This is a genomic window from Dactylosporangium salmoneum, from assembly GCF_039532525.1.
Classification (GTDB): Bacteria; Actinomycetota; Actinomycetes; order Mycobacteriales; family Micromonosporaceae; genus Dactylosporangium; species Dactylosporangium salmoneum.
This window is the reverse complement of sequence record NZ_BAAARV010000071.1, coordinates 89,185-105,500: the sequence shown is the minus strand read 5'-3', so window position 1 is coordinate 105,500 and position 16,316 is coordinate 89,185. Positions and strand designations below refer to the sequence as shown.

At 74.9% G+C, this 16,316-nt stretch carries 16 protein-coding genes; 8 read left to right on the top strand and 8 right to left on the bottom strand.

The window, feature by feature from the left end; translation table 11 throughout:
- Positions 1–9 precede the first annotated feature (9 nt).
- The 3 genes from ABD352_RS36925 to ABD352_RS36915 are packed head-to-tail and all read left to right on the top strand — an operon-like array spanning position 10 to position 3,236.
- Entirely contained in the window at positions 10–1,155 is a 1,146-nt protein-coding gene (locus tag ABD352_RS36925; RefSeq protein ID WP_344617193.1) for a hypothetical protein, read from the top strand.
- Between the two features lie 7 nt (positions 1,156–1,162).
- Positions 1,163–1,972: an SDR family oxidoreductase gene (locus ABD352_RS36920; RefSeq protein WP_344617192.1), complete on the top strand. Its 810-nt coding sequence runs from the start codon at positions 1,163–1,165 to the stop codon at positions 1,970–1,972.
- 40 nt (positions 1,973–2,012) lie between these two features.
- The gene (locus tag ABD352_RS36915; RefSeq protein ID WP_344617191.1) at positions 2,013–3,236 is read left to right on the top strand and encodes an outer membrane protein assembly factor BamB family protein; all 1,224 of its coding nucleotides are present in this window, start codon (positions 2,013–2,015) and stop codon (positions 3,234–3,236) included.
- Positions 3,237–3,243: 7 nt separating this feature from the next.
- Here ABD352_RS36915 and ABD352_RS36910 read toward each other — a convergent pair whose 3' ends face one another.
- Positions 3,244–3,615 carry a DUF5997 family protein gene (locus ABD352_RS36910; protein ID WP_344617190.1) on the bottom strand — a complete coding sequence of 124 codons (372 nt, stop codon included), beginning with the start codon at positions 3,613–3,615 and terminating at the stop codon, positions 3,244–3,246.
- Positions 3,616–3,638: 23 nt separating this feature from the next.
- Between ABD352_RS36910 and ABD352_RS36905 the strand changes: the two genes are divergently transcribed.
- A complete protein-coding gene (locus tag ABD352_RS36905) occupies positions 3,639–4,253 on the top strand; it encodes a LysR family transcriptional regulator substrate-binding protein (protein ID WP_344617189.1) in 615 nt (204 codons plus the stop codon).
- A 110-nt stretch (positions 4,254–4,363) separates the two neighbouring features.
- Complete coding sequence (locus tag ABD352_RS36900; RefSeq protein WP_344617188.1) at positions 4,364–5,740, top strand: GAF domain-containing sensor histidine kinase; 1,377 nt, start codon at positions 4,364–4,366, stop codon at positions 5,738–5,740.
- A 103-nt stretch (positions 5,741–5,843) separates the two neighbouring features.
- Here ABD352_RS36900 and ABD352_RS36895 read toward each other — a convergent pair whose 3' ends face one another.
- Positions 5,844–6,950: a winged helix DNA-binding domain-containing protein gene (locus tag ABD352_RS36895; protein ID WP_344617187.1), complete on the bottom strand. Its 1,107-nt coding sequence runs from the start codon at positions 6,948–6,950 to the stop codon at positions 5,844–5,846.
- A gap of 197 nt (positions 6,951–7,147) precedes the next feature.
- Positions 7,148–8,503: an RNA polymerase sigma factor gene (locus ABD352_RS36890; RefSeq protein WP_344617186.1), complete on the bottom strand. Its 1,356-nt coding sequence runs from the start codon at positions 8,501–8,503 to the stop codon at positions 7,148–7,150.
- 143 nt (positions 8,504–8,646) lie between these two features.
- On the opposite strand from ABD352_RS36890, the gene ABD352_RS36885 reads away from it, so the two are divergent.
- A complete protein-coding gene (locus ABD352_RS36885; protein WP_344617185.1) occupies positions 8,647–9,060 on the top strand; it encodes a hypothetical protein in 414 nt (137 codons plus the stop codon).
- 15 nt (positions 9,061–9,075) lie between these two features.
- Here the strand turns inward: ABD352_RS36885 and ABD352_RS36880 are convergent, their stop codons facing one another.
- The gene (locus tag ABD352_RS36880; RefSeq protein WP_344617184.1) at positions 9,076–10,521 is read right to left on the bottom strand and encodes an MFS transporter; all 1,446 of its coding nucleotides are present in this window, start codon (positions 10,519–10,521) and stop codon (positions 9,076–9,078) included.
- Positions 10,522–10,651: 130 nt separating this feature from the next.
- Between ABD352_RS36880 and ABD352_RS36875 the strand changes: the two genes are divergently transcribed.
- Together ABD352_RS36875 and ABD352_RS36870 are read left to right on the top strand one after the other, a co-directional pair.
- Entirely contained in the window at positions 10,652–11,233 is a 582-nt protein-coding gene (locus ABD352_RS36875; RefSeq protein WP_344617210.1) for a TetR/AcrR family transcriptional regulator, read from the top strand.
- 16 nt (positions 11,234–11,249) lie between these two features.
- Positions 11,250–12,320: a glycoside hydrolase family 113 protein gene (locus tag ABD352_RS36870; protein WP_344617183.1), complete on the top strand. Its 1,071-nt coding sequence runs from the start codon at positions 11,250–11,252 to the stop codon at positions 12,318–12,320.
- Here ABD352_RS36870 and ABD352_RS36865 read toward each other — a convergent pair.
- From ABD352_RS36865 to ABD352_RS36850, 4 genes are read right to left on the bottom strand one after another with little or no spacing between them, the layout of a single operon-like run.
- Positions 12,251–13,015, bottom strand: coding sequence for a dienelactone hydrolase family protein (locus ABD352_RS36865; RefSeq protein WP_344617182.1), 765 nt, complete (start codon positions 13,013–13,015; stop codon positions 12,251–12,253). The two genes, ABD352_RS36870 and ABD352_RS36865, sit on opposite strands and share 70 nt — an antisense overlap.
- A gap of 27 nt (positions 13,016–13,042) precedes the next feature.
- Positions 13,043–13,447 (bottom strand): TIGR03668 family PPOX class F420-dependent oxidoreductase, encoded by a 405-nt coding sequence (locus ABD352_RS36860; RefSeq protein WP_344617181.1) that lies wholly within the window; start codon positions 13,445–13,447, stop codon positions 13,043–13,045.
- Positions 13,444–14,274 (bottom strand): LLM class F420-dependent oxidoreductase, encoded by an 831-nt coding sequence (locus ABD352_RS36855; RefSeq protein ID WP_344617180.1) that lies wholly within the window; start codon positions 14,272–14,274, stop codon positions 13,444–13,446. Before ABD352_RS36855 ends, ABD352_RS36860 begins: the two co-directional genes overlap by 4 nt.
- Before the next feature lie 10 nt (positions 14,275–14,284).
- Positions 14,285–16,231, bottom strand: coding sequence for a putative bifunctional diguanylate cyclase/phosphodiesterase (locus tag ABD352_RS36850; RefSeq protein ID WP_344617179.1), 1,947 nt, complete (start codon positions 16,229–16,231; stop codon positions 14,285–14,287).
- Between the last annotated feature and the right edge of the window lie 85 nt (positions 16,232–16,316).

Below are 16,316 nucleotides of genomic sequence, written 5' to 3'. Positions count from 1 at the left end.
TCGGCCACCGTGAAATACTGGGAGACCCGCGGTCCGGACGACGTCGCCGAGTGGCTGGATCAGGTCACGAGCCTGCCGTGGGCCGAGCCGTTCCCGGTCGCGCTGTGCGAGGAACGCTTCGGCTGGCGCACCGGCAACCCCACCGCGCGCACGGTGAGCGCCGAGCGGCCACGCCTGCCGTACGCCTGGAAGCACGTCGCCGGCGACAACGCGGACGGCACCGTATCCAACCTGCGAATCCGCCTCGACCAGTGGTTCGGCACCGAGGACGAGCCCGACGTCGACGACTCCCCCTCCTGGCTGCGCTACGACCTCATGCGCCGCGTCGCGGGCCAGCTCACCGACCTGTACGGCCCGCCCGACGACGCCCGTGACACGCGGCCACACGGCGAGAGCAGGTACTGGTACCGCGACGGCCACTTCCTCGTCGTGCACGCCGGCCCGTCCACGGTCACGCTCCAGTGCGGCCGCCGCCGCGGCGACGCCGTCGTGCGGTGGCCCGACCCGCAGCCGGGCCCGGCGTCGTGGGACGATCTCGCCGGCCGGATCGCCCGCGCGCTGCCCCGCCTGGGGCCGAACGTGATGCTGCACCTCACCGACCGCGACGACAACGGCCGCGGCGCCTACTACCAGTGGTGGGACGGCGGGCGTCAGCAGATGACGGAGTCGTACGGCGGCGGCGCGTCGCTCGGCATCTGGATGTACGACAAGGAAGACGAGACGGCGAAGACGGAGGCCGTCACGGCGGGCCTGCGGGCGCTCGCGGAGGCCGGCACCGCGGGACCGGACCGGCTCGGCTACCGCGCCCACGACGACTCCTACCCGGGCATCATGGTGCCGATCGACGCGCTGGGCCTGCCGTGGCGCACCGCCCCGGAATCGCTGTGGCGCACCAAGGACTCGGGCGAGCCGCTGCCGTGGCAGGCCGCCCAGCCCGGCGACACCAGCAGCTACGAGGCCCTCTTCGACCAGCCGCGCTTCGACGTCGAGCCGGTGGCGCTGGGCAGGTGGGACGTGGTGTGGGACGGCACCGGGTGGGGCAAGGGGCGCCACGCCCTCGAGGAGCGCGGCCCGCTGCAGGTGCTCGCCAAGGTCGACCGCCTCACCGCCGAGCGCATCGCCCTGTCCCTGACCGGCGTCGCGCTCCCGGCCTGATCGACGCATGGACATCCTCATCATCGGGGGCAGCGGCTACCTGGGCCGGGAACTGGTGCGCCAGGCCCGGGCGGCCGGCCACCGGGTCGCCGCGACCTACCACCGCCGCCCGGTCGCCGCCGCCGGCGTGACCTGGCACCCGCTCGACCTGCGCGACCGCCGCGCGGTGGCCGCGCTGAGCGCCGAGGTCGTCGTCAACGCGGCGTACCGGAAGGCCGAATGGGCCACCACGGCCGACGGCGCCCTGCACGTCGCGGCCGCGGCCGCCGCCACGGGCGCCCGCCTGGTCCACGTGTCCTCGGACGCGGTCTTCTCGGGCGCCGCGCGGTCCTACCCGGAGACGAGCGACCCGGACCCGGTCACGCCGTACGGCGCCGCGAAGGCCGCCGCCGAGACGGCGGTGCGCGGCCTGACCCCGTCCGCCGTCATCGCCCGCACGTCCCTCATCGTCGGCGACGGCGGCTCGGTCCACGAGACCCGCGTCCACGCCCTGGCCACGGGGGCTTCGGGCGGCGCGCTGTTCACCGACGACGTGCGCTGCCCGGTCCACGTCGCCGACCTGGCCGCGGCCCTGCTGGAGCTGGCCGCCTCCCCGTACGCCGGGGTCCACCACGTCGCCGGGCCGGACGCGGTGAGCCGCCACGAGCTGGGCACCCTGATCGCCCGCCGCGACGGCCTCGACCCGGCCCGCCTGCCCGCCGCCCTGCGCGCCGGATCGCCGGACCCGGGCCCGCTGGACGTCCGGCTGGACTGCACCGCCACCCGGTCCCGCCTGCGCACCCGCCTGCGGGGCGCCCGCGAGTTCCTGCGTTCCTAGCGTGGCAAGCTGTCCAGGTGGAGACCACCCGGCGGGCGTCGTGATCGACCTCGATCTGCCGGCGCCCCGGCCGGACGCACCTCGTGGGCGGCGCCGCCGGGTGGACCGCCGACCGGCGCTCGCCACCTCGCTCCTGCTGGCGGCCGCGCTCCTGCCGGCCGCCGACGCCCGCCTCTGCGCACCGGCCGCCCCGGCGATCACCGTGCGGGCCGACCACGCGAAGAGCGTGCGCATCGACGGCGATGTCGTCTACCTGCTGACCGCCGCGTCCGCTGAGTCGTACCGGCTCTCCGACGGGGCCCGGCGGTGGAGCGTCACCGTGGCAGGCCCGGCGCAGCTGGTGCACGCCGACGCCGAGCGGGTGGTGCTGGCCGGCAACTCATCGCTCGTCGGGCTCGACGCCGCCACCGGGGCCGAGGTCTGGCGCCGCACCGGCTACATGTCCGTGCCGGACGGCGACGCCACGGCGTCCGGGGTCCTGCTCGCCTCGCCGGTGACGCAGCTGCGGCTGGCCGGAATCGACATCCGCACCGGGGACGTGCGCTGGACGCTCGACGCCCCGAACACCTTGCTCCCCGCCGGCGACGACGTGCGGATCGCCGAGGTCGGCAAGGACGGCACGCTGCGGCTGCGCGACGCCGGGTCGGCCGCGCCGGTGTACACCGTCCGGCTGGACCTGCCGGGGTCGGTCAGCCGCGTCGACGTCGCCGGCGGCCGGGTGTTCACCTCCTGGTCCGGCCACGACGCGACGCGCGGTCTCACCGTGTCCGACCTGGCCACCGGCCGGCCGTTGTGGCGGCCTCCCGACGGGCCGGACGGCGGGATGTGGTGGTGCGGGCAGACGCTGTGCTCGATGACCGGGCTCGACACCTCCGGGCTGGACCCCGACACCGGCCGCGAGCGGTGGCGCCTCTACGGCTGGTCGCTGCTGACCCCGCTGGACGACCGGCACCTGCTGGCCACCCGCAACAGCGCCGACCCGGACCGGGGCGGGCTCGTCCTGGACACCGGGACCGGCCGGGTGCTGCAGACCATCGAGGGCTGGGACGTGGTCGGCATCGTGGCGTGGCCCGGCGTGCTGGTGGCGCGCCGCGACGCGAGGAGCGGGGGCGGGGCGATGGTGGCCCGGCTCGACGCCGCCACCGGCGCCGCCACCCCGCTCGGCCGGGTGCCGCAGTGGACGGCCTCGGCCCGCTGCGTCGCCTCCGCCCGGTACCTGGCCTGCCTGCACGGCCGGCTCTCCGTCTGGCGGCTGCCCCGCTAGCGGCGTCTCAGTCGCGGCGCTCCTGCAGGCGGCGCTGCTCCCGCCGTACCTCCGCGAAGGACTCCCGCTCGCGCACCAGCCACTCCGGCGGGTCGGCGGCCAGGGCGGCGATCTCCTCGGTGGTCAGCGCCTCCGTCACCCCGCCGCGGGCCAGCCCGCTGTTGGACACGCGCAGCCGGGCGGCGACCACGTTGCGCGGGTGCGGCCCGTCCCGGCGCAGGTCCACCAGCCACTCCGGGGGGTTGCGCTGCAGCTCGTCGAGCTCGTCGCGCGACACCAGGCGGTCCTGGAACTCCCGCGGCGTGGCCGGCAGGTACACATCGAGCTTCTGCGCGGCCGTTGCGGGCTTCATCACCTGGGGCTTTTTCGCCTTACTCACCGCCACAGCCTAGCCTTGGTGCCGTGACAGGCAGCGAGCAGGCGTTCCGGCTGACGGTGGTGCCCGGCGTCGTCATCGACAAATGGGCGCGGACGTGGGCGCAGCGGCGGCCGAAGACCGCCCTGGAGCTGGTGCCGGCCGAGGCCGCCGACGCGCCGGGGCTCATGCCGGAGCGGGCGGACGCCGGGCTGGTGCGCCTGCCCGTGGACCGCGACGTGCTGCACGCGATCCCGCTGTACACCGAGCAGACGGTCGTCATCGTCCCCCGCGACCACGTGCTGAACGCGGCCGACGAGCTGACCCTGGCCGAGATCGAGGAGATCGGCGACCCGCTGCTGTTCCCCCACGACGACGTCATCCCGTGGGAGAAGCCGCCACAGACTTCGGTCGAGCGACCGGAGACGACGGCGACCGCGGTCGAGTGGGCGGCGGCCGGCGTCGGGCTCCTCGTGGCGCCGCAGTCGCTGGCCCGGCTGTATCACCGCAAGGACCTGAAGTACCGCCCGGTCAGCGACGCCCCGTCGTCCTCGGTCGCCCTGGCCTGGCCCCGCGACGCCCACAGCGACCTGGTCGAGGAGATGATCGGCATCGTCCGCGGGCGCACGGCCAACAGCACCCGGGGCCGGCAGGGCCGCTGAACCAACGCTCATCCTTCGGGGTGAGCGCCGGTCCCGGCCGGTTGCCGAGCGCCGAAATAGCTCCGGGGTGGTGTGGGGCGGGGCGGCGCTCGGGTCGACGATGGGGCCTGATGGTTGGCCTTGCTTCCGCCGACGCCGTCGTGGGCGCGGCGGCGGGACTGCTGGTGGCGGCGCTCATCGTGGCCGCCGTCGCGTCCTACCTCGTCCGCGCCGTCGTCGTGCCGCTGTGCAAGACGGCGCTCATCGCCGACCAGCTCGCCGGTGGCCGGCTCGACCCGCGGCTGGTGCACACCGGGCTGGGCGAGATCAGCCGGCTGGGCCGGTCGGTCAACATCCTCGGCGCGTCGGTCGGGCGCGGGCTCGGCGGGCTGGCGCAGCTCGTCGAGGCCCAGACGGCGATGCGGCGGGTGGCCATGCTGGTGGCCCGCGGGGTGGGGCCGAGCGAGGTGTTCGACGCGGTGACCGGCGAGCTGGGGCGGCTGATCGGGGCCGACGGGGCGAACATCGTGCGGTTCGACAAGGACGAGTCAGGGGTGATCGTGGCCCTGTGGGGCTGGCCGGGACCGCTACTGCCGGTCGGGACGCGGATCTCGCTGCAGGGCGCGAGCGTCTCGGCGGCGGTACGGCGGACCGGCCGGGCGGCGCGGATGGACACCTATGAGGACCCGCTCGGGCCGCTGGCCACATTCCTGCGCGAGCAGGGCATCCGCTCGGCGGTCGGGGCGCCGATCTACGTCGAGGGCCGGCTGTGGGGCGCGGCCACGGCATCGATGGTGCGCGACGAGCCGCTGCCGAGCGACGCCGAGGCGAGGCTGGCCGACTGCACCGACCTGGTGGCGACGGCGATCGCCAACGCGGAGGCCCGCAGCGAGCTGCTCGACTCCCGGGCCCGGCTGGTCCTGGCCACCGACCAGACCCGGCGCCGGATCGAGCGGGACCTGCACGACGGCGTGCAGCAGCGGCTGCTGTCGCTCGGGCTCGAGCTGCGGGCGGCCCAGGAGGCGGTGCCGGACGCGCTGACCGAGGCGCGGACGCGGCTGTCGTCGGTGGTCGACGGGCTGACCGCGGGCATCGACGAGCTGCGCGAGATCAGCCGGGGCATCCACCCGACGATCCTCACGGACCGGGGCCTGACCGCGGCGGTGAAGGCCCTGGCCCGGCGCTCCGGGGTGGCGGTGGAGCTGGACGTACGGCTGCGTGAACGCCTGCCGGAGCCGCTGGAGGCCGCCGCGTACTACGTGATTGCCGAGTCCCTGGCCAACGCGGCCAAGCACGCCGAGGCGTCGCTGGTGCGGGTCGCGGTGACGGTGAGCGGCGAGCGGCTGTACGTGTCCCTGAGCGACGACGGGGTGGGCGGCGCCGACCCGGCCCGCGGCACCGGCCTGGTCGGCATCCGGGACCGGGTCCACGCCCTGGGCGGGACGATGCACCTGGACAGCCCGCCGGGCGGCGGCACGACCCTGGACGTCGCGCTGCCCCTCCCGTAGCGATCCCCCGGTCTTCGGTTGCCGCTCGCCGCGCGGCAACCGAAGACCGGGAAGAGCCGGGCAACCGCGCCGCTTCTGGCTTCCGCCCGGTGGTCCGGCGGGGCTACAACACGCGGGTCTCGGCGGGTGGGAGCTTGTCCCACCAGTGGCCGTAGCGGGCGTAGACCAGCGGCTCGCGGCCGGCCAGGAACGTGGTCAGGGCGGCCGCCTCCGCCTCCAGGCCGTCCCACGCCGCGGCCGGCAGCGGTTCGAACGCGGTCACCTCGATGCCGCGCTCGGTGGCTCGCCAGACGCCCGCCACATAGCCGTCGACGAGCACGGTCGGCAGCACGTCCCCGTTGCGCCGCGTGACGAGCGCCCGGTGCTGCGGCGGGAGCACCCGCCCGCGATCCTCGTACGCCAGCAGCACGCTGTCCCACATCGGCAGCAGCCGCGGTGGTGCCGGCACGTCCTCGTCCGGCAGCGGCGCCCCGGCCACGTCGACGAGGCCGGCGCCGGGCCGCTGCAGCTCGCCCTCCATGGCGGCGAGCGCCTCCCGCACCACCGAGCGGGGTAGCAGCCCGAACTGGGCGATGTCCCCGGGCGTCGCCGGGCCGAAGCCCGTCAGATACCGCCGGATCAGGTGAGGCACCGCCGTGTCGTCGATGCTACCGGCGTGCGGCGCGGCGACGAAGTTCGGTTTGGTGCCAAACGACCACGGCGGGCCGGCCGGGGCGTGCCACAGCGGGGCGAAGGTGCGGATCGCCCACCACACGCCCGGGTGCTCGACGCCGGCCCACTCGCCGAGGCGCCGCTGCAGCTCGGCGCCGGCCTGCGGTGACGCCGCGTACTCCAGCAGCCGCGGCACCAGCGCGTCGGCGTCGGCTGCGGACAGCCCGCTGGCGGTGAACCGCGGGTCGCCGAGGCGCGGGCCGCGCAGCGTGCGCCGCAGCGCGTGGTGGAAGGCCGGGTAGTCCTCGGCGGTCACGGTGTGCATGGCGATGCGCATGAGGGTGGCCCGCACGACGGACCGGTCCGCGTAGGCCGCGTCGAGTTCGGCCGGGTCGAAGGCGGCGAGGCGGTTCCACAGGGCGAGGTACGGCGAGGCGGGCTGCTGTGCCTGGAGTGCGACGGCCCGCCGTACCCCCTCGGCCGCCCCGATCGGCGCCCGCTCCAGCAGCATCTGCCGGGCGAGGGTGGCGCGGTTGAGCCGGCGCGGCGAAAGATCCACAGCCCCAGGCTACGACCCAGGGTCCGCGGGCCTCCAGGCCTGCGGGCTGCTAGACCCCGCCGGCCTCGCCGCCGTGCTGGAGGCCGCCGCCGGCTACCTGAAGGACGGGGACTGATCCGGGCCGGGCCGGCGAGCGGGGTCTGCCAGTACGCCTGCCCGCCGGCCCGGGTGGTGCGGAAGTGGTGCCGCTGAAACTTTCACGACTCCGACATCGAGGCGCCCATGCCGTTGCCGGTGGTGAGGAAGTCGGTGGCGGGCAGGGTGCCGTCCGGGCGGCGGGCGCCCTGCGCGGCCGCGGCGTCGGCGTCGGCGTCGGCGTCGGCGGAGCGGAACATCGCCGCCGTCCAGCTCCCCTCGTCCCAGGTGTTGCGGCTGGTGTGCGCGGCAGAGCCCATCGCCACCGAGCGGTCGTTGCCGATGGACACGTTGCTGCGCAGGGTCGCGGGCGTGGCCGGCATGGCGAAGCCGACGGCGCCGTTGCGGAACGCGGTGTTGTTGCTCAGCCGCAGCTCGCCCGGGTTGCCGCCGTCGGCGAAGCCGTGGTGGACGTTGTCCCAGGCGGCGTTGTGCCGCACGGTGTGCCCGGCCCCGGCCGGCGGGCTGCCGCCGCCGAAGGTGAAGCCGTTGCCGTTGCCGTTGCTGCGCCAGCCCTCGACGTTCCAGCGGTTGACGCCGTTGCCGTAGGCCCAGTTGTGCTCGACGGTGACGGGGCTGGCGAAGTCGCCGAAGTCGAAGCCGTCGTCGGCGTTGTCGAAGGCCCGGTTGCCGCGCACCACGTTGCCCTCGCCGGCGCCGAACTTCACCGCCAGCCCGACGCCGGACTCGCCGTGGCCGGCCGGGTCGTGGTTGTTGAAGAAGTCGCTGTCCAGGACCTGGTTGCCGGTGGTGCCCGGGTCGCGCAGGGTGAGCCGCTTGCGCCACAGCGCGCCCGGCGCACCGTCCCACGACTCCAGCGCCTCGGCGAGGTCCGGGCACCGCGGCGTCGCGCGCAGGGCCCGCACCAGCCCGCGCGCCGCGTCCAGCTGGGATCGCATGCGCTGTACCCGTACCGCCGCGTGGTTCGCCTTGACCCCGAGCGCCGCGGCCAGGTCGGCGCGGCTCAGCTGCCCCGTCGCCTCCTGCCACCACAGGGCCAGCAGGTGCCGGTCGCCGTCGTCGAGCCACACGGTGGCCTCGGCCAGCTCGCGGCGCTGCCCGGTGAGCAGCAGCCCGGTGAGGCTGCGCTCGACGAAGTCGCCGCCGGGGTCGGGCAGTTCCTCGGGCACCTCCCGGGCCGGCGGGTGGTGCCGCACGATCCCGCGCCGGTGCAGCTGGACCTGCCGGAACGCGATCGCCACCACCCAGGAGCGCAGCCGGTCGGGCTCCCGCAGCCCGGGCAGCCCGCGCACCACCTGGATCATCGTCTCCTGCACGACGTCGTCGACGTCGGCGTGCCCGCGCAGCGCCCGCGCGACGACGTTGTAGACCAGCGGCAGGTGCGCGGCGAGCAGCTCCTCCAGGGCCCGCTCGTCCCCGCCCTGCGCGGCCCGTACGAGCGCCTCGCCCTGCGTCACGCCGCCGAATGCTGGCACAGCCGAAACGGCCTGTAAAGCGCGGCGAATTCGTGTTGTCGCACCGGTCCGGGGCGCATCTACCCGAGAGGGGAAGCCCTGCGGCGGGCCGGTTTCCGGGATGAGGGACCGGGTACACAGCGGGCATGACGGGTGACGTTCTCGTTCGGGCCGCGCTGCTCGGGGCCTCCGCCGGGGCGCGCAGCACGGCGCCGCTCGCCGTGCTCGCGGCGCGGCACGGCGGGTGGCTGCGCGGGTTGAGCTCCGCCGCGGCGCTGGGCGAGCTCGTGCTCGACAAGCTGCCGCAGACCCCGAGCCGGCTCGCGCCCGGGCCGCTGGCCGGGCGGCTGGTGTCCGGTGCCCTGGCCGGCGGCGCGTACGCGCACCGCCGCGGGGTGGGCGTCGTCGCCCCGGCGGTCGTGGCGGCGGTGTCCGCGCTGGCCGCCAGCCACGCCGGGGCGATCCTGCGGGACCTCGCCGCCCGCCGCAACTTCGGGCCGCCCGCCGCCGTCGCCGAGGACGCCGCGGCCGCCGTGCTGGCCTTGAGCGCCGTGCGGTAACCCGGTTCGCGCCGGTCACTCCTCCGGCAGGGCGGCGTCCGTCGTCGGCGCGTGGCGGGGAATCAGCAGGGCGAGCAGGGCGGCGGCCACGGCGGCGCCGGCGCAGATGGCGAAGAGGGTGCGGTAGCCCGACAGCGACGGCAGGGCGTGGCCGGCCAGGTCGATGGTCATGGCGGCCAGGATGGCGCCGCCGATGGCGCTGGCCAGGGAGCTGCCGACGCTGCGGAACAGGGCGTTGAGGCCGTTGGCCGCGGCCAGTTCCGAGCGCGGGGCGGCGTGGATGATGAGGCCCGGCATGGCGGCGTAGGCGATGCCCGTGCCGGCGCCGGAGATGGTCGCGCCGAGCACGACCTGCCAGAGGCTGTCGGTGAGCACGATGCGCGTGGCGAAGCCGGCGGCGATGATGAGCGAGCCGACGATCAGCGCGGTGCGCGGGCGCAGCCGGGCCGACAACGGGGACAGCAGCAGCATCGCGATGCCGCCGGGGAGCATACACAGGCCGCCGGCGAGCACGGACTGGCCGAAGCCGTAGCCGGTGGCCTTCGGGGCCTGCACGTAGGACGCGGTGCCGATGAGGGTGGCGAAGAGCGCGAAGCCGACGCACAGGGACGCCAGGTTGGTCATCAGCAGGGCGGGCCGGACGGTGGTGCGCACGTCGACGAGCGGCGAGGCGATCCGCAGCTCGGCGAGGACGAAGACGACCAGCAGTACCGCGGCGGCAACCAGGAGGCCGATCGTGAGCGGATCGGTCCAGCCCCACGAGTCGCCCTGGGCCAGGGGCAGCAGCAAGGCGAGCATGGCGGCGCCGAGCAGGGCGGTGCCCACGAGGTCCATGCGGCCCTTCGCGACCCGGGCGGGCTCGCGGACCAGCAGCACGATGCCGGGCACGGCGAGCACGCCGCCGGCGACGCAGATCCAGAACAGGACGTGGTAGTCGGCGTACTGCGCGATCAGGCCCGCGAGAGGCAGGCCGAGCGCGCCGCCGACGCCGAGCATGGCGCTGATCAGGGCGATGCCGGCGGGCGCGTGCTCCTTGGGGAGGGTGACGCCGATGAGGCTGATGCTCAGCGGCACCGCGGCGACCGACAGGCCCACGACGGCCCGGCCGATGATCATGACGGTGAGGTTGGAGGCCAGGGCGCAGATCAGCGAGCCGGCGACCAGGGCGGCGAGGGTGACGAGCACCATCCGGCGGGTGCCGTAGAGGTCGCCGAGCCGGCCGAACGCGGGCACGGCGACCGCGCCGACGAGCAGGGTCGAGGTGAGCACCCAGGCGATCCCGTCGCCGCCGGCGTGCAGGTCGACGGCGATCTCGGACAGCACCGGCACGAGCAGGGACTGCGTCAGCGAGACCATGAGCGCCGCGGTGCCGATGACCAGCACGACGACGATCTGGCCCGCGGTCCAGGACTGCTTCTGCGGCGTCCGGGGCGGCGCCGTCGCGTCCAACCTCACCGTCATGATCAAGCTCCATCAGCATGGGGGAATGTGGCACAATCTGCCACGAGGCAGAGCCTGCCACGTGCTCGTTGCCATTCGGTGTCCGGCGGGCGTCATGAGATCGTGATCACACGCGGAAAGGGGCGCAGCGATCGAGAGCCTGAGGGAGCGCAAACGGGAGCGCAACCGCGCGGCCACCGTCGAGGCGGCGTGGCGGCTGTTCATCGAGCGCGGCTACGACCACGTGACCGTGCAGGACATCTGCGTCGCGGCCGACATCGCGCCGAGGACCTTCCACCGGTACTTCCCGAGCAAGGACGACGTCGTCGCCGAGCCGATACGCCGGATGACCGCGCTGGCCCTCGAGCGGATCGCCGCCGCACCCGACGGCACCCCGGACGCGGCCGTCATGCGGCAGGCGCTGCTCGCCGTCGGCGGCTTCGTGGTCGAGCACCGCGAGCTGCTCACCGGCCTGCGCACGGTCGCCCTGCAGTCCAGCCACCTGCGGGCCAATCCCCCGGGCGTGCGCCCCGACCAGGAGGCCGGGCTGGTCGCCCAGCTGGCCGGGCGCGGCGAGCGCGACCCGGCCGGCTGGCGGCTGCGGCTGCTCGTCGCGTGCGCGGTGGCGGGCTTCCGGGTGTGGTACGAGGACTACTTCCGCGAGGCCCCGCCCGACCCGCTGGCCCACCTCGACGCGGTCCTGCACGCGGCGGTTGACCCTCACGCGGGGTGAGACGCAGGCTGGCACCATGCGACGCCGAGGAGTCCTCTACGACGTGGGCCGGGTGCTCAACCTGCAATGGCGCCCCGTCTTCGACCAGGCCGCGGTCCGCCACGAGCTGCGCACCATTCGCGACGACCTGCACTGCAACGCGGTTCGCCTCTGCGGCCGCGACCCGGCGCGCCTGACCGCCGCCGGGGAGGAGGCGCTGCGGCTCGGGCTCGAGGTGTGGTACTGCCCGGAGCTGTGGAACCGCCCGCCCGCCGCCACGCTGCGGTACCTGGCCACGGCCGCGCGGGCGGCCGAACAGCTGCGCCGGAGGTGGCCGGACCGGGTGGTGCTGAGCGTGGCCACCGAGGCCAGCATGTTCGTGCGCGGGATCATCCCGGGCCGCACCCTGGCCCGGCGCACCGCCAACGCCCCCGCCGCGCTCCGGGCCGGCCGCCACACCGAACCGCTGGCCCGGTTCCTGGCCGGCGCCGCCCGGGTCGCCCGCGCGGAGTTCGGCGGCGCCCTGACCTATGCGTCGCTGCCGTTCGAGCGGGTCGACTGGGCACCGTTCGACTTCGTGGGCGTGGACCACTACCGGTACGCGCCGACCGAGGCGCACTACGAGTCGGCGCTGCGCCACAAGCTGGCCCACGGCAAGCCGGTCGTCGTGCTGGAGTTCGGGATGCGCACGTACCGCGACGCCGAGCACGACCCGACCATGCTCATCCGCGGCATCACGAACTGGGGCACCGTCGCCCTCAACCGGGTGCCGGTGCTGGGCCGCCTGGTCCGCCCCCGGCTGCTGCGGGGCGAGCACGTCCGCGACGAGGAGTACCAGGCCCGGCGGGTCGTCGAGGACCTCACGATCCTCGACGCCGCCGGGGTCGACGGCACCTTCGTCACCCAGTTCGTGGAGCCGATGTCGCCGTACTCCCCCTCGCCCCGCCACGACCTGGACATGAACGCCTTCGCCCTGGTCCGCACGCTGCCGGACGGCTCGTGGCAGCCCAAGGCGGCCTTCCACGCCGTCGCCGGCTTCTACGCGAGCACCTCCGCGAGGAACCCGGTCGAATCCCGCCAGGACCGCCCGTCGGCGACCGGGCTGTAGTGCGGGGTGCCGACCAGGGTGAACCCGTGCTCGGCCCCGGCGTACAGGTTCACCTGCCAGTCGAGGGCCGGCCGGGTGCGCAGCTCGCCGGCGAACGCCACGATGGCCTGGTCCGGCACCACCTCGTCGCTGCCGCCCGCGCAGATCAGCAGCGCGGCCGTGATGGCGTCGACCTCCGCGGGCTCGTGCGCGATCAGCGCCCCGTGGTAGGACACGACGCCCTTGAGCGCGGCCCCGGTGCGCGCGAACTCGAGGGCGCAGCTGCCGCCGAAGCAGTACCCGATGACGGCGATCCGGTCCTTGTCGACCGCGGGGTTGCTCGCGACCATGTCGTACGCGGCGCGCACCCTCCCCCGCATGAGGGCCGGGTTCCCGTAGTACTTCCCCGCCTCGGCCGCCGAGTCGGTGGCGTTGTCGAAGCGCCGCCCGACGCCGTACACGTCGGCGGCGAAGGCGTAGTACCCGAGCCGGGCCAGCATGTGCGCCCGCGCCTTGGGGTACTCGCGCAGCCCGGTCCAGTCGTGGATGACGATGACGGCGGCCTTGGGCCCGCTCGCCGCGGCGTCGTGCACCGCGAACCCCTCCAGGGCCTGCCCGTCGTGCTCGTAGGCGACCACCGCCTCTTCGATGCGCGCCCCGGGGCGCTCGGCCACGACGTCGATGAGCTGCTGATGCGCAGCCGAGAAGTCGGTCATGCCCCGACAATACGGAACCGTCCCCGCTCACCCGCCGCCCGACCAGCCCGACCAGCGCGCCACGTCGATCGCGAGCAGGGCGCCGCGCAGGGAGAACTGGGGGTAGCGGGCGGTGAGCAGCGCGACGGCCCGGCCGGCCTCGTCGCCGGCCGGGTCCAGTTCCCGCGCGGTGCCGTCGGCCCTCGCCCACCACAGGGCGGACCAGTCGTCGTCGTAGTGGTCGACCAGCACCGCGGCCCTCGGGTTGGCCCTGAGGTTGGTCAGGCGGCGCAGCTCGGTGCTGCGCTTGGGCTTGGCGTCCACGCCGTGGTAGATGGTGTCGCCGTCCAGGGCGAAGACGATCGGGACCACGTGCGGGACGCCGTCCGGGGTGGCCGTGGCCAGGCGGGCCACGCGGGCGGCGGCGAAGCGGGCCTTCGCCTCCGCGGTCATGCCGATTCGCCGGCGAACACGGCGATGGCGTGCTCCCACTCGTCCAGGGCGCGTTCCACCGTGGATCGGGGCCCCGACGGGAGCCAGTGGCTCGCGCGCTGGACACCGGCGTCGTGGAGGCGTTGCAGTACCAGGGGATCCGCCGGCGCGGAGAGGACCTGCACCTCGATCGGGCGCTGGGCCCGGGACCGCAGCTCGGTGATGCGGTCGAAGATGGCCTCCTCGTAGTTGGGGAACCATGCGTCGCCGAAGGCCAGGACACGGTCCAGCACGGTCGGGCCGGTGCCGCCGACCAGGATCGGCGGGTGGGGGCGCTGGGCCGGCTTCGGGTAGGACCAGATGCGGTCGAACGAGACGTGCTCGCCGTGGTAGGTCGCCTCGTCGGACGTCCAGATGGCCCGCATCGCGTCGATGCGCTCGCGCATGATCGTCATGCGCCGGCGCGGGTCGGTGCCGTGGTTGCGCATCTCCTCGCGGTTCCAGCCGGCGCCCACGCCGAACTCGAACCGGCCGCCCGAGAGGTGGTCCAGGGAGGCTACCTCCTTGGCGGTGATGATCGGGTCGCGCTCGATGACGAGGCAGATGCCGCTGCCGATGCGCAAGCGGCTGGTGGCGCAGGCGGCGGCGGTCAGGGCGACGAACAGGTCGTAGGTGTGCCAGTAGCGGCGCGGGAGCTCGCCGCCCTGGTACGGCGTGTCGCGGCTGGCCGGGATGTGGGTGTGCTCGGCGAAGAACAGGGCCGTCTGGCCGCGCTTCTCGACCAGGCGGGCCAGGGCGCCCGGGGGCATGGCGTTGTCGGTGGGAAAGTAACCTACTCCGAAGTCCATGCCGCCTTGCCTACCCAGCCGCGGCCGGAATAGCGGCCCGCTGCTCCTGCAGCCAGCGGTCCAGGTCGGGGCCCGGCATCGGGCGCGCGTAGTGGTAGCCCTGGGCGATGTCGCAGCCCAGGCTGCGCAGCGCGGCGGCGTGCGCGGTGCCCTCGACGCCCTCGGCGACGACGGTCATGCCGAGGTTGTGGCCGAGCTCGATGGCGCCGCGGACCAGGATGGCGTCGTCCTGGTCGGTGTCCATGTGCTGCACGAAGGTGCGGTCGACCTTCAGCTCGTCGACCGGCAGCTGCTTGAGGTAGGCCATCGAGGAGTAGCCGGTGCCGTAGTCGTCGATGGACAGGTGGATGCCGAGGTCGTGCAGCTCCGTCAGGGTGGCGGTGGCCTGGGCCGGGTTGGCCATGACGGCGGACTCGGTGACCTCCAGGCGCAGCAGGCGGGCCGGGACGCCGTGCTCCCGCAGCAGCCCGGTGACGTGGCGGACCAGCTCGCTGTCGAGCAGGCAGCGCGGGGAGAGGTTGACCGCGACCGGGATCGCCAGGCCGCCGTCGAGCCAGCCGCGGACCTGCTGCAGGGCGAGGCGCAGCACGTAGAGGGTGAGCCGGTTGATGAGGCCGGTGTTCTCGGCGACCGGGATGAACTCGGCCGGCGAGATCGGGCCGCGGGTGGGGTGCTGCCAGCGGACCAGGGCCTCCACGCCGTGCAGGCCGCCGTCGCTGAGCCGCACCTTGGGCTGGTAGTGCAGGGTCAGCTGGTCGGTGGCGTCCAAGGCCCGGCGCAGGTCGCCGAGCAGCAGCAGGCGGCTGCTGTCGTCGGTGTGCATGCTGGGCCGGTAGAGCGTGACGCCGCTCTTGGCCTCCTTGGCCGCGTACATCGCGATGTCGGCGCACCGCAGCAGCGCCTCGGCGGTCTCGCCGTGCTCGGGGCAGCCGGCCACGCCGACGCTCGCCTCGATGTCGACGGTGACGTCGCCGAGCACGAAGCTGCGGTGCAGGTCCTGCTGGAGGCGCTCGGCCAGGACGAGGGCGGCCTCGGGCGGGGCGCCCGGCAGCAGGACGGCAAACTCGTCGCCGGAGAGCCGGGCCACGGTGTCGCCGGCCCGCAGCGCCGCGGTGGTGCGGGCGGCGACCTGGCGCAGCAGCTCGTCGCCGTACTGGTGGCCGAGGGTGTCGTTGACCTCCTTGAACCGGTCCAGGTCGAGCATGAGCACCGACGCGGGGGCGCCGGAGGCGGCGGCCTCGGTGACCCTGCGGGTGAAGAGCACCCGGTTGGGCAGGCCGGTGAGGGCGTCGTGGTGCGCCTGGTGCTCGCTGTCCGCGGCCTGGCGCAGCAGCCGGCGCTGGAAGCCGGTGGCCACCAGGGCGAGGGCGACGACGAGGAGCAGGCCCGCGGTGGTGCCGGTGACGGTGGTGGTGAAGACGAGGGACTCGACGCGGCGCAGGTCCTGGACGTTCTCGGCGGCCACGGCGGCGTGGGCGGCGTTGGCGTCGCGGACCTCGCGGGTGAACTCGTCGAAGGCCGGGTCGGTCACCTCGCGGTCGATGCGGTTCACCTCGGGCGTGTCACCGGCGTCGGCGGCGGCGAAGAGCGCCGCGGCGCCGGCCATGTAGCGCTCGTGCAGCGTGCGGACGCGGCGCACCAGGTCGCGGTCGGCGGCGGTGCCGAGCCGCTCGATGTCGGCGAGGGCGGTGAGCAGGTTGACGCCCGCGACGGCGTGGTCGGACAGCACGCCGGGGCTGGGCCGGACGCGGTACTGCCGCTCGCTGAGCTCCTCGTCCTTGACGGCGTCGTAGGCCCGGTCATAGGCGGCGGCCAGGCCGGCGGAGCGGGCGACGGTGTCGGCGGCGCGGTGGGTGCGCGCGACGCCGGCCAGGCTGAGCGCGGCGAGGGCGAGCACGACGACGGACAGGCCGATCGCGGCCACCCGGCGTACCTTGTGCGCACGCGGTGTCGGCACCGTCCCCTCCCGTCCGGCCTGCCGGCCTCGACGACTCATCGGCAGGGGGCGGACGGACTTGACCCTGCCGGTGCCCGCCACGGTA